Genomic DNA, 22,639 nt, shown 5'->3' with positions numbered 1-22,639 from the left:
TGAGAGGTGTCACGCGAGCTTCCCGTCGACGAGGGTGGCCTTGCCCCGCAGCCAGGTGTGGGTGACCCGGCCCGGCAGCTCACGTCCCGCGTAGGGGGTGTTGCGGCTGCGCGAGGCGAAGCCAGCGGGGTCCACCGTCCCACGGTATGCCGTGTCGACCAGCGTGAGGTTGGCGGGCTCACCTGCCGAGACGGGACGTCCGTGGCCCGCGGCCCGGCCGATCGCGGCGGGCTTGACGGACATCCGGTCGGCGACGCCGGCCCAGTCGAGCAGTCCGGTCTCGACCATCGTCTGCTGGACGACGGACAGCGCGGTCTCCAGGCCGACCATGCCCATGGCGGCGGCGGCCCACTCGCAGTCCTTGTCCTCGTGCGGGTGCGGCGCGTGGTCGGTCGCGACGATGTCGATCGTGCCGTCGGCGAGCGCCTCGCGCAGCGCCATGACGTCCCGCTCGGTGCGCAGCGGCGGGTTGACCTTGTAGACCGGGTTGTACGAGCGCACCAGCTCGTCGGTGAGGAGCAGGTGGTGCGGGGTGACCTCGGCGGTCACGTCGATGCCGCGGGACTTGGCCCAGCGGACGATCTCGACGGACCCGGCGGTCGACAGGTGGCAGATGTGGACGCGGGAGCCGACGTGCTCGGCGAGCAGGACGTCCCGGGCGATGATCGACTCCTCGGCCACCGCGGGCCAGCCGCCGAGCCCGAGCTCGGCGGAGACGACGCCCTCGTTCATCTGGGCGCCCTCGGTGAGGCGGGGCTCCTGCGCGTGCTGCGCGACGACGCCGCCGAAGGCCTTCACGTACTCCAGCGCGCGGCGCATCATCACCGCGTCGTCGACGCACTTGCCGTCGTCGGAGAAGACCGTGACGCCGGCCGCGGACTCGTGCATCGCGCCCAGCTCGGCGAGCTTCTTGCCCTCCAGGCCGACCGTGACGGCGCCGATGGGCTGCACGTCGCAGTAGCCGTGCTCCTGGCCGAGCCGGTAGACCTGCTCGACCACACCGGCGGTGTCGGCGACCGGGAAGGTGTTGGCCATGGCGAACACGGCCGTGAAGCCGCCGCTCGCCGCGGCACGGGTGCCGGTCAGCACGGTCTCGGAGTCCTCGCGGCCGGGCTCGCGCAGATGGGTGTGCAGGTCGACGAGGCCCGGCAGCAGCACCTTGCCGTCGGCCTCGATGACCTCGGCGCCGTCCGCGGACAGCCCGGTGCCGACGGCCTCGATCACCTCGCCGTCGATCAGGACGTCCTGCGGCTCGCCGCCGAGCACCTTCGCACCACGGATAAGGATCTTGCTCATTGTCTTACTTCTCCTCGGTACGGGTGTGGGTGACGGCGGGCTCGTTGCCGCCCAGGAGCAGGTACAGGACGGCCATGCGGATGGACACACCGTTGGCGACCTGCTCGACGACCGTGCAGCGGTCGGAGTCGGCGACCGCGGCGGTGATCTCCATGCCGCGGACCATCGGGCCGGGGTGCATCACGATGGCGTGCTCGGGCATCTTCGCCATGCGGTCGCCGTCGAGCCCGTAGCGGCGCGAGTACTCGCGCTCGGTCGGGAAGAACGCGGCGTTCATCCGCTCGCGCTGGACCCGCAGCATCATCACCGCGTCGGACTTGGACAGGGTGCTGTCCAGGTCGTACGAGATCTCGCAGGGCCAGGTCTCCACGCCGACCGGCACCAGGGTGGGCGGCGCGACGAGGGTGACCTCGGCGCCGAGGGTGTGCAGCAGGTCGACGTTGGAGCGCGCGACGCGGGAGTGCAGGACGTCGCCGACGATCGTGATCCGCTTGCCGGACAGGTCCTGGCCGATCCCGGCGTCCCGGCCGACGAGGCGGCGGCGCATGGTGAAGGCGTCGAGCAGGGCCTGCGTGGGGTGCTGGTGGGTGCCGTCGCCCGCGTTGATGACGGCGGCGTCGATCCAGCCGGAGGTGGCGAGCCGGTACGGGGCTCCGGAGGCGCCGTGCCGGATGACCACGGCGTCGACCCCCATGGCCTCCAGGGTCTGGGCGGTGTCCTTGAGGGACTCGCCCTTGGAGACACTCGACCCCTTGGCGGTGAAGTTGATGACGTCCGCGGAGAGCCGCTTCTCGGCGGCCTCGAAGGAGATCCGGGTACGGGTCGAGTCCTCGAAGAAGAGGTTGACGACGGTGCGGCCGCGCAGGGTCGGCAGCTTCTTGATCGGCCGGTCGGCGACCCGGGCCATCTCCTCGGCGGTGTCGAGGATCAGGACGGCGTCGTCGCGGGTGAGGTCGGCGGCCGAGATGAGATGACGCTGCATCTGTCAGGCTCCGTAAGGAAGTTCAGGGAGGATTCGGGCATGCGGGCGCGCGGGAGCGCACTCGGCGGTGCGAGCCGGAGTGCTACTGCTGCTCGCCCGGGGAGGTCCGCTTGGCACCGAGCAGCACGGTGTCGCGACCGTCCTCCTCGGCGAGCTGGACCTTGACCGTCTCCCGCAACGACGTGGGGAGGTTCTTGCCGACGTAGTCGGCGCGGATGGGCAGTTCGCGGTGGCCCCGGTCGACGAGGACCGCGAGCTGCACGGCGCGCGGCCGGCCGATGTCGTTCAGCGCGTCGAGGGCGGCGCGGATGGTGCGGCCGGAGAAGAGCACGTCGTCGACGAGGACGACGAGGCGGCCGTCGATGCCGTCACCGGGGATCTCGGTGCGGGCCAGCGCACGGGGCGGGTGCATGCGCAGGTCGTCGCGGTACATGGTGATGTCGAGGGAGCCGACCGGGATCTTGCGGTCGGTGATCTCTTCGAGCTTGTCGGCCAGCCTGCGGGCCAGGAAGACACCCCGGGTCGGAATGCCGAGGAGCACCACGTCGTCGGCGCCCTTGGCGCGCTCGACGATCTCGTGGGCGATGCGGGTCAGCACCCGCGCGATGTCGGGCGCCTCGAGAACGGGCCGCGCATCGGCTTCGTACTGCTGCTTGTCGTGCTCGGTGTCCATAAGAAACGGACCTCCTTCTCCGCCTCACGGGACGGATCATTAAAGGACGTCGGATTTGCGCCATCAACGCTACCAGCCCGGCAACGGACCTGATCACCCCCCTTTGAGCCACCCCCGGTGACACCCGTGCGAGGACCGGTCGAAAACCCTTCGGCTTGACGGGGGAGAGTAACGCTGCGTAACCTCACAGTGAGTCACCAGCCGCGCGGCGGAGCCGCACGTTGATACAGCGTCCGGGGAGCTATATGTCCAGCGAATACGCCAAACAGCTCGGGGCCAAGCTCCGCGCAATCCGCACCCAGCAGGGCCTTTCCCTCCACGGCGTCGAGGAGAAGTCCCAGGGCCGCTGGAAGGCGGTCGTGGTCGGTTCGTACGAGCGCGGCGACCGCGCCGTAACCGTGCAGCGCCTCGCCGAGCTGGCGGACTTCTACGGGGTTCCGGTTCAGGAGCTGCTGCCCGGCACCACTCCGGGCGGGGCCGCCGAGCCGCCGCCGAAGCTGGTCCTGGACCTGGAGCGGCTGGCGCACGTGCCGGCCGAGAAGGCGGGCCCGCTCCAGCGCTACGCGGCGACGATCCAGTCGCAGCGCGGCGACTACAACGGCAAGGTGCTGTCGATCCGCCAGGACGACCTGCGCACCCTCGCCGTCATCTACGACCAGTCCCCCTCGGTCCTGACCGAGCAGCTCATCAGCTGGGGCGTGCTGGACGCGGACGCGCGCCGCGCGGTCGCCCACGACGAGGGCTGATCCCTTACGACAGCTCAGCAGAAACGTGCCGCCGGGGTGGCCGGAACCAGATGGTTCCGGCCACCCCGGCGGCTTTCTGCGGGCCTCGGAGGCCTCAGAGGTACGGGAACGCCGGAGGGCCCGCAGCGATCGAGCTGCGGGCCCTCCGGCGTTCCGTACGCCCCCTCGGGGCCGTACGACTGTCGTCTGCCTTCGCCTAGGCGTCGTCGCGGCGGAGCGACGGCTTCAGGTCCTTCAGACGGCCCAGCAGGCCGTTCACGAACGAGGGCGACTCGTCCGTGGAGAACTCCTTCGCCAACTGCACCGCCTCGTCGAGCACCACGGCGTCCGGGGTCTCGTCGACCCAGATCAGCTCATAGGCACCGAGGCGCAGGATGTTGCGGTCGACGACCGGCATCCTGTCCAGCGTCCAGCCGACGGCGTACTGCGCGATGAGCTCGTCGATGCGCCTCACCTTGGTGGCGTAGCCCTCGACCAGCTGCATCGTGTACTCGCTCACCGGCGGCTGCCGGGTGTCGGACCGGGAATGCCGGATCCAGTCCGCGAGGACCGTCAGGACGTCCACGCCGCGCTGGTCGCCCTCGAAGAGGATCTGGAAGGCGCGCTTGCGGGCCGTGTTGCGGGCAGCCACGGTTAGCTGTTCACCCGGCCGAGGTAGTCGCTGCTACGGGTGTCGACCTTGATCTTCTCACCGGTGGTGATGAAGAGGGGGACCTGGATCTGGTGGCCGGTCTCCAGGATGGCGGGCTTGGTGCCACCGGTGGAGCGGTCGCCCTGGACGCCGGGCTCGGTCTCCTGGATGACCAGCTCGACGGCGGCGGGCAGCTCGACGAAGAGCACCTCGCCCTCGTGCTGGGCGACGGTGGCGGTGAAGCCCTCGATCAGGAAGTTGGCGGCATCGCCGACGGACTTGCGGTCGACCATGAGCTGGTCGTACGTGTCCATGTCCATGAAGACGAAGTACTCGCCGTCCATGTACGAGAACTGCATGTCGCGCTTGTCGATCGTGGCCGTCTCGACCTTGACGCCGGCGTTGAACGTCTTGTCGACGACCTTGCCGGAGAGCACGTTCTTCAGCTTGGTGCGCACGAAGGCCGGGCCCTTGCCGGGCTTGACGTGCTGGAACTCGACGACGGACCAGAGCTGGCCTCCGTCGAGCTTGAGCACCAGGCCGTTCTTGAGGTCGTTCGTGGAAGCCACGGTTGCGGAATCTCCTGGACTGACGTGGACGACCCCGGCGCACGCGCACAGCTCGAAAAGCTAGAGCGCGAGCAGCTCCTTGGTCGTGATGGTGAGTAGCTCGGGTCCGCCGTCCGCCTCAGGGCGTACGACGAGCGTGTCATCGATCCTGACACCGCCCCGGCCCGGAAGGTGGACCCCCGGTTCGACGGTGACCGGCACGCAAGCGTCCAGTTTACCCATGGCCGCGGGGGCAAGCTGCGGGTCCTCGTCGATTTCGAGCCCGACACCGTGCCCCGTCAGCGGCGGAACCCCTTCCGAATGGCCCGCGGAGTCCAGTACCTGACGCGCCGCGCGGTCCACGTCCCGGTAGGCGGCGCCTGGTGCAAGCGCCTCCCGTCCGGCGCGCTGGGCGGCGAAGACGAGGTCGTACAGCTCGATCTGCCAGTCGGCGGGCGAGGTGCCGATCACGAACGTACGACCGATCTCACACCGATAGCCGCGGTAGGTCGCGCCGAGACAGACGGAGAGGAAGTCGCCCTCCTCGACCCGACGGTCGGTGGGCCGGTGGCCGCGCCGCCCCGAGTTCGGGCCGGTGCCGACCGAGGTCGCGAAGGCCGGTCCGTCCGCGCCGTGGTCGACGAGCCGACGCTCCAGTTCCAGGGCGAGATGGCGTTCCGTCCGGCCGACCAGGATGGATTCGAGGAGTTCGCCCAGCGCCTGGTCGGTGATCTCGGCACCGATCCGCAGACAGGAGATCTCCTCCTCGTCCTTGATCACGCGCAGCTGTTCCACCGCGCCGCCCAGGTCGGCCAGGCGCAGCCGCGGCGCGACCGAGCCGAGGGCTCGGTGCCGCGTCACGGTCAGGTGGTGTTCCTCGACCGCGAGGGACTCGGCGCCCTGGCCGGCCGCCAGTCCGGCGGCAGCGACGGCCGGATCACCACCGGCGCGCGGCAGCACCCGCACGTTCAGCGCCTCGTCCGGGCGTCCTTCCGCGGCCTCGCCGGTCGGCGGACTGCCGCACAGCAGTATGTCCTCGCCGGCGCCGAGCAGGAGCACGGAGCCGTGCGGCGCCGCGCCGGCGAGATACCTCACGTTGGCGGGACGGGTGACGAGCGCTGTCGCGCTGCCGCCCGCCGTACTGCGTTCCCGGAGCCGCTCTCTGCGGGTCGCGTACACCTCTGACATGAACCGAGCGTACGAGCGGTGGCCGGATGTCGCCGGTTCAGAGGGCCGGACGGGTAGGCCGGGGCCCGAACGGGCGGACCCGGGGCCCGCTCACCACTGCGGCGGGCTGGCGATCGACCGGGCGAGGACGTCGTCCAGGACACGGGCCGTGGCCGCCACGTCGAGCTGCGAGTTGTCGATGATCGGGAGCCCGGAGCCGTACCAGCCGGCCATCCGGCCGTGGATGCGCGCGACCTCCTCGTCGCTGAGCCGACGGTTCCCGGAGCGCTCGGCGTTGCGCTCCAGGACCACCTCCAGGCCCGGCAGGAGCACGACCGGCAGCAGCCCGGGACCGACGTGCCGCTTCCAGCCGCCGAGCCCGACGACCGGACGGTCCGGGAAGACGGCGTCGTCGAGGATGCACGAGATGCCGTTGGCCAGGAAATTGCGGGCCGCGAAGCCGCAGGTGCGGCGGGCGAGACGATACTGCGCCTCGGAATGGTCGTTCCATCCCGACTGCGGGTCGGCGAAGCCCGAGCGCACCCATTCACGGACGTCGTCGAGGCTGATGTGCGCCGTGGGCACCCGGCGGTGGTCCGCCCAGTACTTGGCGACGCTGGTCTTCCCGGCACCCGCGGGGCCGATGAGCAGGATCGCGAGCGTGGTGGCCGCCGGATCGGGCGTGCCCGTGGCGGGCGGCGGGCTCGGCATGGCCACCGGGGCGCCCGGGGGCAGTTGCACATGCCCGGTGGTGTCCGGCGCGGGCGGGACGGGATGGTGCTGGGGAGGCTGCGCGTGCTGCGGAGGCACCTGGTGCGGCGGCAGATGGTGCTGCGGGGTCTGGACGGGAGGAGCCCCGGGCGGCACCGGCGCTCCGGCGAAACCCGGAGCGGGTGCGGGACCCTGCTGCCCCGAATACTGTCCGGCCGGCGACCAACCGGCGGCCGGTCCTTGCCCCGGCTGATGGGGCGGCGGCAGCGGAGCCCCCACTGCGTGCTGCATCCGGTGCCACTCCGTCTCGTACAGGCAATGGGCGCTGGCGGGCGGGACGCAGGTCCCGTCGCTACCGAACGGTACCTTCCCCGGCCGCCGTTGTGTGAACGGCCGGGGAAGGTGCGAAGTGCCCGGAACGGAGGGGCAAAACGGGTTGAGCAGGGGTCCTTCGGAACATACGTCCGCGCGGGGTGGCGCCCGCTACTCCCCGACCTCGCCGTACGCCGCGAGCAGGACGGCCGGGTCCGGGCCCTCCAGGACGGTCGGCTTGGCCAGCCCGTCGAGGACGATGAAGCGCAGCAGGTCGCCGCGGGACTTCTTGTCGACCTTCATGTTCTCCACCAGCTTCGGCCACTGGTCGTAGCGGTAGCTCAGCGGGAGACCGACGGACTCCAGGATCGTGCGGTGCCGGTCGGCGGTCGCGTCGTCCAGCCGGCCCGCGAGGCGGCCGAGTTCGGCGGCGAAGTGCATGCCGACGGCGACGGCCGCGCCGTGCCGCCACTTGTAGCGCTCGTTCTTCTCGATGGCGTGCGCGAGCGTGTGACCGTAGTTGAGGATCTCGCGCAGCCCCGACTCCTTGAGGTCGCCGGAGACGACCTCCGCCTTGACCTTGATGGAGCGCTCGATCAGCTCGGCGGTGTGCGGTCCCGCGGGCGTCCGGGCGGCCTGAGGGTCGGACTCGATGAGCTCCAGGATCACCGGGTCGGCGATGAATCCGGCCTTGATGATCTCCGCGAGCCCGGAGACGAAGTCGTTGACCGGCAGCGAGTCGAGCGCCGCCAGGTCGCAGAGCACGCCCGCGGGCGGGTGGAAGGCGCCGACCAGGTTCTTGCCCTCGGCGGTGTTGATGCCGGTCTTGCCGCCGACCGCCGCGTCGACCATGCCGAGCACGGTGGTGGGGACGGCGATCCAGCGCACCCCGCGCAGCCAGGTCGCCGCCACGAAACCGGCGAGGTCGGTGGTGGCTCCGCCGCCGACGCCGACGATGACGTCGGTGCGGGTGAAGCCGGACTGGCCGAGCGCCTTCCAGCAGTAGGCGGCGACCTCCGCGGTCTTGGCCTCCTCGGCGTTCGGCACCTGGATGGCGACGGCCTCGAAGCCCTGCTCCGCCAGGTCGGCGCGGAGCGCCTCGCCGGTCCCGGCGAGTGCCTCGGGGTGCACGATGGCGACACGACGGGCCTTGTCGCCGATCAACCCGCCCAGTTCACCGAGGAGTTGACGGCCGATCAGGACCTCGTAGGGGTCGGTGCCCGCTGTGCCGCCGACCTGGACGCGGGTCACTGCCTCGCTCATGCTTCCTTCAACTCCACTGCGTCGAGGACCGCTCGGGCGACCTCATCGGGTGTACGGCCGTCGGTCGCCACGACCGCGCGGGCGACTTCGGTGTACAGAGGGCGGCGCGCTTCCATCAACTCGCGCCACTGCCGGCGGGGGTTGACGGCGAGCAGCGGGCGGGCCGCGTTCAGGCCGGTGCGCTGGACCGCCTCCTCCACGTCCATGGAGAGATAGACGACCTGGTGACCGGCGAGCAGCGCGCGGGTATCCGCGTCGAGGATCGAACCGCCGCCCAGCGCCAGCACACCGTCGTGCTCGGCGAGCGCCTCGCGCACCGCCCGCTTCTCGATGGCGCGGAAGGCGGACTCGCCCTCGTCCACGAAGATGTCGGCGATGGTGCGGCCCTGCGCGGTCACGATGTCGTCGTCCGTGTCCCGGTAGGCGCAGCCGAGCCGCTCGGCGACGAGCGAACCCACCGTGGACTTGCCGACTCCCATCGGGCCGACCAGGACCAGCCGTGGCGCGGTCACCGGATGGCCAGGTTCTCGAGGTAGCTCCGCACGTTCCGGCGGGTCTCCGGGACGCTGTCGCCACCGAACTTCTCGCCCACGGCGTCGGCCAGGACGAGGGCGACCATGGCTTCGGCGACGATGCCGGCGGCCGGGACCGCGCAGACGTCGGAGCGCTGGTGGTGGGCCTTGGCGGCCTCGCCGGTGGCGACGTCGATGGTGGCCAGCGCGCGCGGCACGGTGGCGATCGGCTTCATCGCGGCGCGGACGCGCAGCAGCTCACCGGTGGTCAGACCGCCCTCGGTGCCGCCGGAACGGCCGGTGGAGCGGCGGATGCCGTCCTCGGTGTGGACGATCTCGTCGTGGGCCTGCGAACCGGGCACCCGGGCCAGGTCGAAGCCGTCGCCGACCTCGACGCCCTTGATGGCCTGGATACCCATGAGCGCGGCCGCGAGCCGGGCGTCGAGACGACGGTCCCAGTGCACGTGCGAGCCGAGGCCCACCGGAACGCCGTACGCGAGCACCTCGACGACGCCGCCGAGCGTGTCGCCGTCCTTGTGGGCCTGGTCGATCTCGGCGACCATCGCCTTCGAGGTGTCGGCGTCGAGGCAGCGCACCGGGTCGGCGTCGAGCTTCTCGACGTCCGAGGGCTTCGGGAGGACACCGTAGGGGGCCTTGGCCGCGGCGAGCTCGACGACGTGGGAGACGATCTCGATCCCGGCCGTCTCCTTCAGGTACGAGCGGGCGACGGCGCCGAGCGCCACGCGGGCCGCGGTCTCGCGGGCGGAGGCGCGCTCCAGGATCGGCCGGGCCTCGTCGAAGCCGTACTTCTGCATACCGGCGAGGTCGGCGTGACCGGGCCGGGGACGGGTCAGCGGGGCGTTGCGGGCGAGGTCGGCGAGGATCTCCGGGGCGACCGGGTCGGCCGCCATGACCTGCTCCCACTTGGGCCACTCGGTGTTGCCGATCATGATGGCGACCGGGGAGCCGAGGGTCAGACCGTGCCGGACGCCGCCGAGGAAGGTGACCTCGTCACGCTCGAACTTCATCCGGGCACCGCGTCCATAACCCAGGCGCCGCCGGGCGAGGTGGTCCGCCACCATCTCCGTGGTGATCGGGACGCCGGCGGGAAGGCCCTCCAGCGTCGCGACAAGTGCGGGACCGTGGGACTCGCCCGCGGTCAGCCAGCGCAACCTGCTCAACGGTGCTCCTCATGCTCGCGCCCTGGTGCTGCTGCTGCGTACACGCGTCCTCGCGTACGGCGACGGCGCGACCGGGTGCGCGGCCCTGGCCCGCCGCCTCCGATCCTCCCACGTTCGGGAGCGGGAACCGGCCGCAGGTCCATCAGGCGGACGCACCCGGCCGGGTCGCACCGTCCCGCGTACGTCTCCTGGGGCGCCGGAGCGGGCCTGCCCCGGCCGTCTCGGCGACCGGCCCCCTGCCGTGTCCGAGGGCATCACGAGAAGCGTCACGCCCCCGTGCCGCCGCGCTCCGGACCGCCTCGCGGCCCTGGAGGCGGGTACGGCGGCGGACCGTCCGCGATCTCGTCGGAGGGGCGGCGCGGGCGTGGTTCATCGCGCCACGAAGTGCCCTGGGGCCCACCTGAGGCCGACCGTGGGCGCCACGCCCCGCCGTCCCCGCCCGGAGCGGCCCACCGGGCCGGGCGCCGGTGGGGTGCACCGCGCCACGAAACTCGTGAGCCCCCGACGGCGGACCGCGGACGCCAGGCCGTGTCGGCCTCGGACGGTGTCACGGCCTCGGCCGGGATCGCCTACCGGGCCGCCAGCGCGTGTTCGCCGGCCTTGCGCATGGCACCCAGCGGCGCGGGCGCCCGCCCGGTCATCTGCTCGACCTGGAGCACCGCCTGGTGCACGAGCAGATCGAGTCCGCCGACCACGGCTCCGCCGTAGGCCGACCAGCGCGCCGCGAGAGCGGTCGGCCAGGGGTCGTACAGCACGTCGAAGAGGGTCGCGGGGCGCTCCGGGACGGCGGCGGCCAGCGCGTCCGTGGTCCCGGCCGGAGTCGTGGCGATCACCAGCGGCGCCCGCAGGGCCTGTTCCGCGTCCGCCCAGTCCGCGGTGCGCACCTCGATGTCGAGCCGCTCGCCCCAGTGCCGCATCTCGGCGGCACGCTCCCTGCTGCGGACGTACGCGACGACCTCGCCGGTGCAGATCCGCGCGAGGGCGGCCAGCGCGGAGGAGGCGGTGGCGCCGGCGCCGAGGACGGCGGCCGAGTCGACCTGCTCGATCCCCCGCTCGCGCAGCGCGGCGACCATTCCGGGGATGTCGGTGTTGTCGCCGACGCGCCGCCCGTCCTCGGTGAACACGACGGTGTTGACCGCCTCGACCGAGGCGGCCGTCTCGCTGATCTCGTCGACCAACGGCATCACGGCCCGCTTCAGCGGCATGGTCAGCGACAGCCCGGCCCACTCCGGTCCGAGGCCCTCGATGAACCCGGGCAGCGCCTCCTCGTCGACCTCGAAGCGGTCGTACGACCAGTCCCCGAGACCCAGCTCGCGGTACGCGGTCCGGTGCAGCACCGGAGAGAGGGAGTGCGCGATCGGGGAACCGAGCACCGCGGCCCGGCGGGCATCAGTTGCCCGAACTGTCATTGAACTTGTCCTTGAGCCTCTCGAATTCGGCGTTCGTCTTGGCGAATTCGGTATTGCTCTTACCGTCGGTCGCCACGAAGTACATCCAACCGTCCTTCGTCGGATTGAAAACCGCTCTGAACGCGTCGTCACCCGGGTTGCCGATCGGACCCGGCGGCAGACCCCGGTGGAAGTACGTGTTGTACGGGTCCGGGTTGCTGTTGATCTCGGACTCACCGATGTGAATCTTGCTCTGGCCGTTCAGGTAATTGAAGGTCGAGTCGAACTGGAGCTTCTGGTTGGTCTCGGTGTTGGTGGACTTCAGCCGGTTGTAGACGACCTCGGCCATCTTCCGGTAGTCGTCGTGCGTCTTGCCCTCGGCCTGGACGAGGCTCGCGACCGTGACCACCTGCAACGGATTGTCGAGCTTGAGGGACTTCGCCTTCGCCTCGAGCCCCAGCGCGGCGTACTTCTTGTTGGCCTGCGCGACCATGCTCTTCAGCACGGCCTCGGGCTTCATGCCCTTGGCGGCGGGATACGTGAGCGGGTAGAGGAATCCTTCCAGCGGATCCTTTATGTCCTTGTCGCTGTTCGCCCAGCTCGGGAGCCCCAGGCTCTTGTATTGCTTCTTCGCGACCTTTGCGGTGGTGCCGCTGGAAAGTCCGAGCTTCTTGTCGATCGCCGCGTACACCTGGGCATTGCGGGCACCGGGAGGCACGGTCACGTTGTTCTGGCTCTTGGGGTCGAGCATCAGCTCGACGGCGCTCGCGGCCGACATCTCCTTCCGCAGGAGATAGGCGCCCGCCTGAATCGACTTGCCCTTGGGATTCTCTGCCTGGGCGGACACGAACGCGTCCACACTCTTGACGACACCGAGCGCCTTGAGCTTCTGGCCGATTACGTAGCCACCCTCGCCCTTGGCAATCACCACGGGTACCTGCCCCGAACCCTCGCCCGCGTAGTCGGGAGCGGAGCCGAAACGATTTTGGTAGTACTGATAGCCGAAATATCCGGCTCCGGCGAGACCGCCTCCGAAGACCATGACGACCACCAGGCAGGCACAGCCGCTGCGGCGCTTCTTGCCCTTGCCGCCGCCCCGGCCCTTGCGGTCACCACGGCCCCGGCGGCTCTTCGGGTCGTCATCGTCGTCGTCGAGGTCGTCGTCATCGTCGTCGCCACCGGCGAAGAAGGCGTGCTCGCCCTGGTCCGGTCCCGGATCCCAGTCCGGCTTCGGCTCGGGTTCGGGCTCGCGCTCGGGCTTGGGCTCGGCGCGGCGCCGGGCCGGCGGCTCGGGCGGCGGGTAGGCGTCGGGGGTGCCGTAGTAGTCGGGCTGCTCACCGGCGTACTGGCCCGCGTAGGGGTCGGCCGGGTCGGCGGCGTAGGGCACCTGCGGCTGCGCGCCGGTGTTCCAGCCGCCGTCGGCGTACTGCTGCTGCCCGCCCTGTGACGGGTACTGCTGCTGCCCCTGGCCGGGGTACTGCTGCCCTTGACCGTTGTACTGCTGCTGGCCCTGGTCCGCGTACCCCTGCTGCCCCTGCCCGGGGTACTGCTGCTGGTCCTGGTACTGCTGCTGCCCCTGCCCGGGGTACTGCTGCTGCCCGGGGTACTGCTGCTGGCCCTGGTACTGCTGCTGACCCTGACCCGGGTACTGCTGCTGGCCCTGGCCGGGATACTGCTGCTGGCCCTGGGACGGGTACTGCTGCTGACCCGTGCCCCAGTCGCCCTGCTGGCCCTGCTGCTGCGCCTGCTGCTGCGGATAGTGCTGCGGCTGGCCGCCGTCGTAGGCGGACTGGCCGTCGGCGGCCTGCCCGCCCCATCCGACGTCCCCGTACAACGGGTCCTCCGGATGCCACGGTTCGGAGCCTGGGCCCCGGCCATACTCAGTCATCGATCCCCTACGAGCCGCGAGCCGGCAGCGGCCGGCTCCTGTGGCTCGGCTCCCGTCCGCCTCTTTACTGTGCGAGGGCTGTTCGAACACCACCGCATCGGGCGGAACGTTACCGTATCGCGATCACATGACCACTTCGACGCCCTCGCCGGGAGACTTGCCTGACACCCGTTCGGATTCCAGCGCCTGCTGGAGAATGATGACGGCGGCGGCCTGGTCGATCACCGACCGGCCCTTCTTCGCTTTCACGCCCGAGGCGCGCAGGCCCTGGCTGGCCGTCACCGTGGTCATCCTCTCGTCCACGAGCCGCACCGGAACGGGAGCGATCCCGACCGCGAGCTCCTGGGCGAAGGCACGGACCTTGACCGCGGCGGGGCCCTCGCCCCCCTTGAGGGAGCGAGGGAGCCCGACGACGACCTCGATCGGCTCGTACTCCTCGACGAGCTGCCTCAACCGGCGGTGGGCGGCCGGGATGTCACGTCCCGGGACCGTCTCCACCGGTGTCGCGAGGATCCCGTCGGGGTCGCACGAGGCGACCCCGATCCGGGCGTCCCCGACGTCGATCGCGAGCCGACGTCCTCTGCGCATGTCCGCGGCCTCTACTTGGCCGTCTCGGCGACGAGGCGCTCGACCGCGTCGATGGCCTCACCGATGCCGGCGGGGTTCTGGCCACCGCCCTGGGCGACGTCGGGCTTGCCGCCACCGCCGCCGCCGAGGGTCTTGGCGGCGGCTCGGACCAGCTCGCCGGCCTTCAGAGCACGCTCGCGGGCGGCCTCGTTGGTGGCGATGACCGTCAGCGGCTTGCCGCCCGCCACGGTGAACAGGGCCACGACAGCGGCCCGTCCGCCCTGGATGCGGCCGCGCACGTCGAGGACCAGCTTGCGCAGGTCGTCGGCGCCCGTGCCGTCCGGGACCTGTCCGGTGACCAGCGCGACGCCGTTGATGTCCTTGGCGGACTCGACGAGACCGGCGGCGGCCTGCAGCACCTTCTCCGCGCGGAACTTCTCGATCTCCTTCTCGGCGTCCTTCAGCTTGCCGAGCATGGCGGAGACCTTCTCCGGAAGCTCCTCGGGGCGGCCCTTGACCAGCTCCTGGATCTGGGCGACGACCGTGTGCTCACGGGCGAGGAAGTTGTACGCGTCGACGCCGACCAGGGCCTCGATGCGCCGTACGCCCGAGCCGATGGACGATTCGCCGAGCAGCTTGACCAGGCCCAGCTGAGCGGTGTTGTGCACGTGGGTGCCGCCGCACAGTTCCTTGGAGAAGTCGCCGATGGTCACGACGCGGACGCGCTCGCCGTACTTCTCGCCGAACTCGGCGATGGCGCCCTGCTTCTTGGCCTCGTCGATGCTCATGACCTCGGCCTGGACGTCCAGGTCGCGGGCGAGCACCTCGTTGATCTGCTGCTCGACGTCTGTCATCACAGCCGTCGGGACGGCGGACGGGGAACCGAAGTCGAAGCGGAAGCGGCCGGGCTGGTTCTCGGAACCGGCCTGAGCGGCCGTCGGGCCGAGGGCGTCGCGCAGGGCCTGGTGTGTGAGGTGCGTGGCCGAGTGGGCGCGGGCGATGGCCTTGCGACGGCGTTCGTCGATGGAGGCCTGGGCCTTGGCGCCGACGGTGACCTCGCCGACCTGGACGACGCCCTTGTGGACGTACACACCCGGGACGGGCTTCTGGCAGTCGCGGATCTCGATGATCGCGCCGGAGTCGACCCGGATGCGGCCGGTGTCACCGATCTGGCCACCGCCCTCGGCGTAGAAGGGGGTGCGGTCGAGCACGATCTCGACCTCGTCGCCCTCGGTGGCGGCCGGTGAGGAGGCGCCGTCGACGAGGATGCCGACGATCGTCGACTCGACCTCGGTGCGGTCGTAGCCGATGAAGTCCGTCTCACCGGCGGCGTCGGCGATCTGACGGTAGGCGCCGAGGTCGGCGTGGCCGGTCTTCTTGGCCCGGGCGTCGGCCTTGGCCTTGTCCCGCTGCTCCTTCATCAGGCGGCGGAAGCCGTCCTCGTCCACCGACAGGCCCTGTTCGGCGGCCATTTCGAGGGTGAGGTCGATCGGGAAGCCCCACGTGTCGTGGAGCAGGAAGGCCTTGTCGCCGGCGAGGACCGTGCCGCCGGAGTCCTTGGTGTCGGTGATGGCCGTGTCGAGAATGTTCGTGCCGGCCTTCAGCGTCTTGAGGAAGGCGGCCTCCTCGGCGAGGGCCACGGTCTCGATCCGCTGCCGGTCGCTGACCAGCTCCGGGTACTGCTGGCCCATCATCTCGATCACGACGTCGATGAGGTCCTTGACGACGGGACCGGTGGCACCCAGCAGCCGCATGTTGCGGATGGCGCGGCGCATGATGCGGCGCAGCACATAGCCGCGACCCTCGTTGCCGGGGCTCACGCCGTCGCCGATGAGCATCACGGAGGTGCGCATGTGGTCGGTGACCACGCGCAGCGAGACGTCGGACTCGTGGGCGGCGCCGTACTCGACGCCCGTCAGCTCGGTGGCCTTCCTGATGACGGCCATCGAGGTGTCGATCTCGTACATGTTCTGCACGCCCTGCAGAATCATGGCGAGGCGTTCCATGCCGAGGCCGGTGTCGATGTTCTTGCTGGGCAGGTCGCCGAGGATCTCGAAGTCGTCCTTCGAGATGCCCTCGCCGCGCTCGTACTGCATGAAGACCAGGTTCCAGATCTCCACGTACCGCTCGTCGTTGACGGCCGGACCGCCCTCGACGCCGAACTCGGGGCCGCGGTCGTAGTTGATCTCGGAACACGGGCCGCAGGGGCCCGGGACGCCCATGGACCAGTAGTTGTCCTTCTTGCCCAGGCGCTGGATGCGCTCGGCCGGGACGCCGATCTTGTCGCGCCAGATGGACTCGGCCTCGTCGTCGTCGAGGTAGACCGTGATCCACAGGCGCTCCGGGTCGAGCCCGTAACCACCCTTGTCCTGGGGCGTGGTGAGCAGCTCCCAGGCGTAGGTGATGGCGCCTTCCTTGAAGTAGTCACCGAAGGAGAAGTTGCCGCACATCTGGAAGAACGTGCCGTGCCGCGTGGTCTTGCCGACCTCTTCGATGTCGGGTGTGCGCACGCACTTCTGCACGCTGGTGGCGCGCGACCACGGCGGCTTCACCTCGCCGAGGAAGTACGGCTTGAAGGGGACCATGCCGGCGGGGACGAGGAGCAGAGTCGGGTCGTCCGCGATGAGCGACGCCGAAGGAACGACGGTGTGACCGCGCTCCTCGTAGAAGCTCAACCAGCGGCGGCGGATTTCAGCCGACTCCATCAGTGGTCCTCATTCCGGTTGTACGAGTACTTCGTGTTCTCGATGTACTTGATCTGCTTGTTGTTGCCGAGCTGCTTGTCGTCGCCCATCGCGGCGATACGGCGCTTCGTGGGCAGTTCGGGGTCCGGGCGCTCGTTCAGACCGAGCACCTCGCCGAGTTCGGCCTCTCGCTGGGCCATCCCGTCGCGGACGTCGAGCGCGAACTCCTTGAGCCGGTGACCCGCGTCGATCGCCTTGTTCGCGGCCTGCGCCGCGAGGCTCTCGGGGGTCAGCTGCCTGAGCTTGCGGTTGACCTTGGTGGTGGCCCATACACCCGCGGCTGCGCCTGCGGTGAACCAGAACGTACGGCGGAACATCGCTGCGTCAGTCCTTCTTCCGCTTTCCCCGCCGCGCGGACGGGACGGTGCGGCCCACGATCACGGTACGCCGGGACGCTTTGTCGGGCACATTCTCACGACGGCTTCCGATGGCCCGGCGCACGCCGTAGCCGAAGGCCGCGACCTTGACCAGGGGGCCGCCGAACGTGGAGGCGACGGTCGTCGACAGCGCGGACGCGTTCGACGTGACCTCCTGGACGTCCGACGCGATGGCGTCGACGCGCTCGATCTGCGTCTGCGCGGAGCGCACCGCCGTTGAGGCCTCCGCCAGGAGCGGGACGGCCTGGTCGGTCACGTCCGCCACGAGCTTGGTGGTCGCCCTGAGCGTCTGGGCCAGCCTCGCCAGCGCGACGGCGAGGAAGGAGACCAGGATCGCCCAGAAGACGGCCACCAGAATCCCGGCCACCTCACCACCGGACACTGTTGCACCCGCTCCCTGACTGCGTGCCTGAACATCGAAAAGTCGTCACCCGACCCTATCGCGCCGGGGCCGCCGCTCCGTACCGCATTAGCGGCGCCGGGGCGCGGAGTTGCCCGAAGCGATTGTACGGAGCGCTAACAGGTCAGTACGCTCCGTATTTCATGACGCGTTCTCACCGCGCCCGGTCCTCCGGTGCTGCGGAACCCGGCAATCTGCCCCTGGAACTCGACGCGTTCGTAGGGCGCTCCACCGAACTCGCGCGACTGGCCGAAGCGCTGAAGACGGTCCGCCTGGTCACCGTGACCGGCATGGGAGGCGTCGGGAAGTCACGGTTCGCGGCCCACGCGGCGGCGCGGACGGGCGTGCGCGACGGTGTGTGGCGCGTGGACCTGTCCGCGGTGCACGACCAGGAACTCGTCGAGTACGCGGTGGTCGAGGCCCTCGGGCTGACGGACCACACCGCGAAGCCCCCGCGGCGGGTGCTGCTCGACCATCTCGCCAAACGCCGGCTCCTCCTCGTCCTGGACGGTTTCGAGCACCTGGTGGATGTGAGTGCCTCGCTCGTGGGCGAGTTGCTGCGGCGGTCGCCCGGGCTGCGTGTGCTGGCCGTCGGCCGCAGACCGCTGGACGTCGCGGGTGAACGGGTGTTCCCGCTGGCTCCGCTGGCCGCGGCGGAGGCCGCTGAGCTGTTCGCGGACCGGGCGGCGGCCCGGGTGCCCGGGTTCACGCTGGATGAGGGGAACCGGTCCGACGTGCGGGAGCTGTGCCGGCGCCTGGACGGAATCCCGCTGGCCCTGGAACTGGCGGCCGGACGTCTCTGCGCCCTCTCCCCCGCTCAGCTGCTCGCCCGGCTGGAGGACCGGTTCCGGCTGCTCACCGGCGGTGGGCGTGACACACCGCCCCGGCACCAGACGCTGCGAACGGCCATCGGCTGGAGCCATGAACTGTGCACGCCGGAGGAACGGCTGCTGTGGTCACGGCTGTCGGTGTTCGCCGGGCAGTTCGACCTGGAGGCCGCCGAGTACGTGTGCAGCGGGGACGGACTGCCCGCCGACGACGTCCTGGACGTGCTCGGCGCACTGCTCGCGCAGTCGGTGCTCTCGCGCGAGGAGACGGCGGCGGGCGTTCGCTACCGGATGCTGGACACGGTCCGGGCCTACGGCGCGGACTGGCTGACGGCGACCGGCGACGCGGAGCGGCTGCGCCGCCGCCACCGCGACTGGTACATGGGCCTGGCAACCTGGTGCGAGCTGGACTGGTTCTCGCCGCGTCAGGGCGAGGTCGCGGCCCGCGTCGAGACGGAACTGCCCAATCTGCGCTGCGCGCTGGAGTACTCGCTCACCGAGCCGGACGAGGCGCATCTGGGTCAGTATCTGGCGGGTGCCCTGTGGTTCTACTGGGTCGGCTGCGGCCGGCTCTCGGAGGGCCGGCACTGGCTGGAACGCAGTGTCGAGCTCGACGGCGACCGTGATCAGTCGCGGCTGAAGGCCCTGTGGGTGCTCGGCTATGTGGCGGTCCTCCAGGGCGACGCGGTGCCCGCGCTGTCCGCGCTCCAGGAGTGCCGCGAGGAGGCGGAGCGCTCCAAGAACGCCGTCGCGGTCGCCTACGCCGAGCATCGCACCGGCTGTCTGGCCCTGGTCACGGACGACATGCCGCGCGCCGAGACCCTGCTGCGTTCGGCGCTGGACCGCTATCACGAGATCGGCGAGCTCAACAGCAATGTGCTCATGGGCCAGGTCGAGCTGGCGATGGCGCTCGCCTTCCAGGGCGATCTGGCGGGCGCGGTGAAGATGTGCGAGGACGTCCGCCGGGTCTGCGAGGACCACGGGGAACGCTGGGCGCTGGCGTACGCGCTGTACGTCCTGGCGTACGAGGCCCAGGTCGAGGGCGACCAGGTACGCGCCCGCGATCTCCTGGAGCAGAGCCTCGGTATCGCGCACACCTTCCGCGATCTGCTCGGCGCCGTCCTCGCGGTCGAGCTGCTCGCCCTGGTCACGGCGGTGGAGGGCGATCCGGCGGAGGCCGCGCTGCTCCAGGGGGCGGCATCGCGGATGTGGCCGTCGGTGGGGCTGCCGCTGTTCGGCTCGGCGTACTACAACGCGCCGCACGCGCGCTGTGCGGCCCTGGCCCGGCAGGGGCTGGGCGACGAGCGGTACGAGGAGTGCGTACGGGCGGGGGAGCTGCTCGGGCGGGACGCGGCGGTCGCCCGCGCGCTCGGCGGTGCCGGCGCTCCGCCGCTCGGGGCGGTGCCGTCGCCGCGCAGGCTGCCCCCGGACATGCGAAAGCCCGCCGTCTCGCCCACCTCGAAGGGCGGGGAGACGACGGGCTGACACTGACGCGCAGGTGGTGCTACGTCCGCCGGAAGAAGATCAGCGGGCGTAGTACTCGACGACGAGCTGCTCGTCGCAGATCACCGGGATCTCCTTGCGGTTCGGCTCACGGTCCAGGCGGAAGGCCAGGGCCGGGAGGTTCACCTGGAGGTAGCGCGGGGTCTCACCGTCGGGGGCGAAGCCGCCCGCGCGGGAAACCTCGAACAGCGTCTTGCTGCGGCTGCGCTCGCGGACCATCACGACGTCGTCGGGACGGACACGGAACGACGGCTTGTCGACCTTGCCACCGTTGACCTCGATGTGGCCGTGGACGACCATCTGGCGGGCCTGGTAGATCGTGCGGGCGATGCCCGAACGAAGGACCAGCGCGTCGAGACGACGCTCCAGCTCGATGATCAGGGCCTCACCGGTCTTGCCCTGGACCTTGGAGGCACGCTCGTAGGCGCGGACGAGCTGGCGCTCGGACACGTCGTACTGCGCGCGCAGACGCTGCTTCTCGAGCAGACGGACCTTGTAGTCCGAGTTCTGCTTGCGGCCGCGGCCGTGCTCGCCCGGCGGGTAGGGGCGGGCCTCGAAGTACTTGACGGCCTTCGGGGTCAGCGCGATGCCGAGGGCACGCGACTTCTTGACCTTGGGGCGGGACTGGTTCGGCATGAACCAAACACCTCATGTTCCTGATGCGAATACGGCTTCACCAGAGTTAAGGGAGGTCGCAATCCGCAGCCCGGGAAACCCTCCTCGCCGACGTGGAGAACCACGTGGACGGGGCGGGCAGCCGCTCCTGGGTCTGGGCACATATGTGCAGCACGCGAGTGGCCCACCGACCGGTCCCGGAAGTCCGGGTGGTGATGGGCTGCCCGCGACACCTTCGACGGTGCGCGACGCTCCTGGAATCCCCCCGTGAAGGCGGGGGCTCCGGCTGGATGTCCCGTTCTGGTGGTGCCGACCGGAGCCGGACACGGGACTCAGCGCTTCGACACATGCTACAGGGTGCTCAGGAGCGCCCTCTACCGAGGCGCTTCCTGGTCCACTCCACCGCGTCGGCGTAGCGCGCCTCGGCGCCGTGCCGGGTCGGTGAGTAGTACTCCCGGTCCCTGAGCTCCTCCGGCGCGTACTGCTGGGCGGCGATGCCTTCCGGCAGGTCGTGCGGATACACGTACCCCTGGGCGTGCCCGAGCTTGGCCGCACCCTTGTAGTGCCCGTCGCGCAGATGCGTCGGCACCGGGCCGGCGTGCCCCTTGCGCACGTCCTCCATCGCGGCGCCGATCGCCATGGTCGCGGCGTTGGACTTCGGGGCCAGGGCGAGTGCGATCGTGGCGTGGCTGAGGGTGAGCGCCGCCTCGGGGAAGCCGATCATCGCGACGGCCTGGGCGGCGGCGACGGCTATGGGCAGCGCGTTCGGGTCGGCCAGGCCGATGTCCTCGCTGGCGGAGATCATCAGACGGCGGGCGATGAAGCGGGGGTCCTCGCCCGCCTCGATCATCCGGGCCAGGTAGTGCAGGGCGGCGTCCACGTCGGAGCCGCGGATGGACTTGATGAGCGCGCTCGCCACGTCGTAGTGCTGGTCGCCGTCGCGGTCGTACTTCACGGCGGCGCGGTCGACCGTCTCCTCCAGCGTCTGGAGGGTGATCTCCGGCTCGCCCTTGTCGAGTGCCGCGCCGGCCGCGGCCTCCAGGGCGGTCAGGGCGCGGCGGGCGTCGCCGCCGGAGATCCGCAGCAGGTGCTCCTCGGCGTCCTCGGGCAGGCCGACGGCCTCCTTGAGGCCGCGCTCGTCGGCGAGCGCCCGGTGCAGCAGACCGCGCAGGTCGTCGTCGGTGAGCGGTTCGAGCGTGAGGAGGAGGGAGCGGGAGAGCAGCGGCGAGATCACCGAGAAGTACGGGTTCTCGGTGGTCGCGGCGATCAGCGTCACCCAGCGGTTCTCCACGGCCGGGAGCAGGGAGTCCTGCTGGGCCTTGCTGAAGCGGTGGATCTCGTCCAGGAAGAGGACGGTCTCCTTGCCGAAGCCGCCGGCGGCGCGGCGGGCGCCGTCGATGACCGCGCGCACTTCCTTGACACCCGCGGTGATCGCGGAGAGCTCCACGAAGCGTTTGTCGGTGGCCTTGGAGACGACATACGCGAGGGTCGTCTTGCCGGTGCCCGGCGGGCCCCAGAGGATCACCGAGGACGGTCCGGCGGGTCCGCCACTGCCCTCGGCGACGAGTCTGCGCAGGGGCGAGCCCGGCTTCAGCAGATGCTGCTGCCCCACGACTTCGTCGAGGACGCGCGGGCGCATCCGCACCGCCAGGGGACTGCTGGACGGGTCCTTCTCCTGGCGTTCTTCTGCTGCGGCGGTGAACAGGTCGGGCTCCACGTCCGAAACCCTATGTCACCCCACCGACAATCCTTCCGGGGCCGTCGGCCGTGGTCCCCGTGGGGCGCGCGGCCGGCCGTCGCGGGCGGGCCGTCAGCTGGTCCAGAAGTCCCACCAGCGGGTCAGGATCAGCATCCCGATGATGCCGACGTGCAGCGTCGGCAGGACCCAGGTGAACTCGCCGAAGAAGCTCTTCATCCAGCGCGGGGCGGGCAGGAAGCCGTTGCGGACGTTGAAGGAGGTCACGTACCAGAACATGATGATCGTGGCGACCCAGGCCAGGCTGCACCACAGGCACAGCGAGTTGATCCGGTACAGCGACTGGAACTGCAGCCAGGTGCAGAATCCGACACCGAAGAGCGTGCCCGCGTTGAAGGTCAGCCAGTACCAGCGCGGGAAGGTGGCCCGGGCGAACAGGCTCACACCGACGCAGATCACGATGCCGTAGGCGACGAGACCCAGCATCGGGTTCGGGAAGCCGAAGGCCGAGGCCTGATCGCTCTTCATGATGTTGCCGCAGGAGACGACCGGGTTCAGGCTGCATCCCGGGACGAAGTTCGGGTTCTCCAGCAGCTTGAACTTGTCGATCGT

The 22,639-nt window shown here is 70.5% G+C and carries 21 protein-coding genes; 2 read left to right on the top strand and 19 right to left on the bottom strand.

Annotation, left to right across the window (positions count from 1 at the left end; all coding sequences use genetic code 11):
• Nucleotides 1-9 precede the first annotated feature (9 nt).
• The 3 genes from ACWD68_RS15185 to pyrR form a co-directional block, all read right to left on the bottom strand.
• Nucleotides 10-1,296, bottom strand: coding sequence for a dihydroorotase (locus ACWD68_RS15185; protein WP_451806879.1), 1,287 nt, complete (start codon nt 1,294-1,296; stop codon nt 10-12).
• Nucleotides 1,297-1,300: 4 nt separating this feature from the next.
• Nucleotides 1,301-2,278, bottom strand: a complete 978-nt coding sequence (locus tag ACWD68_RS15180) for an aspartate carbamoyltransferase catalytic subunit (protein WP_451806878.1) — start codon at nt 2,276-2,278, stop codon at nt 1,301-1,303.
• A gap of 82 nt (nt 2,279-2,360) precedes the next feature.
• Entirely contained in the window at nt 2,361-2,951 is a 591-nt protein-coding gene (gene pyrR, locus ACWD68_RS15175) for a bifunctional pyr operon transcriptional regulator/uracil phosphoribosyltransferase PyrR (RefSeq protein ID WP_351539154.1), read from the bottom strand.
• Between the two features lie 245 nt (nt 2,952-3,196).
• Here pyrR and bldD point away from each other — a divergent pair, with 245 nt between their 5' ends.
• The gene (bldD, locus tag ACWD68_RS15170; protein WP_037621142.1) at nt 3,197-3,697 is read left to right on the top strand and encodes a transcriptional regulator BldD; all 501 of its coding nucleotides are present in this window, start codon (nt 3,197-3,199) and stop codon (nt 3,695-3,697) included.
• Nucleotides 3,698-3,893: 196 nt separating this feature from the next.
• On the opposite strand, the gene nusB is transcribed toward bldD, so the two are convergent.
• The 13 genes from nusB to ACWD68_RS15105 all read right to left on the bottom strand — a co-directional run bounded on the left by nusB (nt 3,894) and on the right by ACWD68_RS15105 (nt 17,368).
• Complete coding sequence (nusB, locus tag ACWD68_RS15165; protein WP_451806877.1) at nt 3,894-4,328, bottom strand: transcription antitermination factor NusB; 435 nt, start codon at nt 4,326-4,328, stop codon at nt 3,894-3,896.
• Between the two features lie 2 nt (nt 4,329-4,330).
• Complete coding sequence (efp, locus tag ACWD68_RS15160; RefSeq protein WP_266756500.1) at nt 4,331-4,897, bottom strand: elongation factor P; 567 nt, start codon at nt 4,895-4,897, stop codon at nt 4,331-4,333.
• Nucleotides 4,898-4,957: 60 nt separating this feature from the next.
• On the bottom strand, nt 4,958-6,064 hold the full coding sequence (locus ACWD68_RS15155) for an aminopeptidase P family protein (RefSeq protein ID WP_451806876.1): 1,107 nt from the start codon (nt 6,062-6,064) through the stop codon (nt 4,958-4,960).
• Between the two features lie 90 nt (nt 6,065-6,154).
• Nucleotides 6,155-7,045: a Pro-rich N-terminal domain-containing protein gene (locus tag ACWD68_RS15150; protein ID WP_451806875.1), complete on the bottom strand. Its 891-nt coding sequence runs from the start codon at nt 7,043-7,045 to the stop codon at nt 6,155-6,157.
• A 192-nt stretch (nt 7,046-7,237) separates the two neighbouring features.
• The gene (aroB, locus tag ACWD68_RS15145; RefSeq protein ID WP_451806874.1) at nt 7,238-8,329 is read right to left on the bottom strand and encodes a 3-dehydroquinate synthase; all 1,092 of its coding nucleotides are present in this window, start codon (nt 8,327-8,329) and stop codon (nt 7,238-7,240) included.
• On the bottom strand, nt 8,326-8,841 hold the full coding sequence (locus ACWD68_RS15140; RefSeq protein WP_451806873.1) for a shikimate kinase: 516 nt from the start codon (nt 8,839-8,841) through the stop codon (nt 8,326-8,328). The genes aroB and ACWD68_RS15140 overlap by 4 nt, the downstream gene beginning before the upstream one ends.
• Nucleotides 8,838-10,022 (bottom strand): chorismate synthase, encoded by a 1,185-nt coding sequence (gene aroC / locus ACWD68_RS15135; protein WP_451806872.1) that lies wholly within the window; start codon nt 10,020-10,022, stop codon nt 8,838-8,840. Before aroC ends, ACWD68_RS15140 begins: the two co-directional genes overlap by 4 nt.
• A gap of 569 nt (nt 10,023-10,591) precedes the next feature.
• A complete protein-coding gene (locus tag ACWD68_RS15130; protein WP_451806871.1) occupies nt 10,592-11,431 on the bottom strand; it encodes a shikimate dehydrogenase in 840 nt (279 codons plus the stop codon).
• The gene (mltG, locus tag ACWD68_RS15125; RefSeq protein WP_451806870.1) at nt 11,412-13,298 is read right to left on the bottom strand and encodes an endolytic transglycosylase MltG; all 1,887 of its coding nucleotides are present in this window, start codon (nt 13,296-13,298) and stop codon (nt 11,412-11,414) included. The genes ACWD68_RS15130 and mltG overlap by 20 nt, the downstream gene beginning before the upstream one ends.
• 123 nt (nt 13,299-13,421) lie before the next feature.
• Complete coding sequence (ruvX, locus tag ACWD68_RS15120) at nt 13,422-13,886, bottom strand: Holliday junction resolvase RuvX (RefSeq protein WP_451806869.1); 465 nt, start codon at nt 13,884-13,886, stop codon at nt 13,422-13,424.
• An 11-nt stretch (nt 13,887-13,897) separates the two neighbouring features.
• Nucleotides 13,898-16,570 (bottom strand): alanine--tRNA ligase, encoded by a 2,673-nt coding sequence (gene alaS, locus ACWD68_RS15115; RefSeq protein ID WP_451806868.1) that lies wholly within the window; start codon nt 16,568-16,570, stop codon nt 13,898-13,900.
• Entirely contained in the window at nt 16,570-16,926 is a 357-nt protein-coding gene (locus ACWD68_RS15110; RefSeq protein ID WP_451806867.1) for a DUF6167 family protein, read from the bottom strand. The genes alaS and ACWD68_RS15110 overlap by 1 nt, the downstream gene beginning before the upstream one ends.
• A gap of 7 nt (nt 16,927-16,933) precedes the next feature.
• Nucleotides 16,934-17,368 carry a DUF948 domain-containing protein gene (locus ACWD68_RS15105; protein ID WP_451806866.1) on the bottom strand — a complete coding sequence of 145 codons (435 nt, stop codon included), beginning with the start codon at nt 17,366-17,368 and terminating at the stop codon, nt 16,934-16,936.
• 161 nt (nt 17,369-17,529) lie between these two features.
• Between ACWD68_RS15105 and ACWD68_RS15100 the strand changes: the two genes are divergently transcribed.
• The gene (locus tag ACWD68_RS15100; protein ID WP_451806865.1) at nt 17,530-19,698 is read left to right on the top strand and encodes an ATP-binding protein; all 2,169 of its coding nucleotides are present in this window, start codon (nt 17,530-17,532) and stop codon (nt 19,696-19,698) included.
• Nucleotides 19,699-19,737: 39 nt separating this feature from the next.
• Here the strand turns inward: ACWD68_RS15100 and rpsD are convergent, their stop codons facing one another.
• From rpsD to ACWD68_RS15085, 3 genes are all read right to left on the bottom strand, one after another.
• Entirely contained in the window at nt 19,738-20,352 is a 615-nt protein-coding gene (gene rpsD, locus ACWD68_RS15095) for a 30S ribosomal protein S4 (protein WP_451806864.1), read from the bottom strand.
• 340 nt (nt 20,353-20,692) lie between these two features.
• Nucleotides 20,693-22,048, bottom strand: coding sequence for a replication-associated recombination protein A (locus ACWD68_RS15090; protein ID WP_451806863.1), 1,356 nt, complete (start codon nt 22,046-22,048; stop codon nt 20,693-20,695).
• Between the two features lie 93 nt (nt 22,049-22,141).
• Nucleotides 22,142-22,639: vitamin K epoxide reductase family protein (locus tag ACWD68_RS15085; protein ID WP_451806862.1), on the bottom strand; the 498-nt coding region annotated here is incomplete at its 5' end.

Source organism: Streptomyces sp. NPDC005141 (genome assembly GCF_053599975.1).
This window is presented reverse-complemented; position numbering and strand designations above follow the sequence as displayed.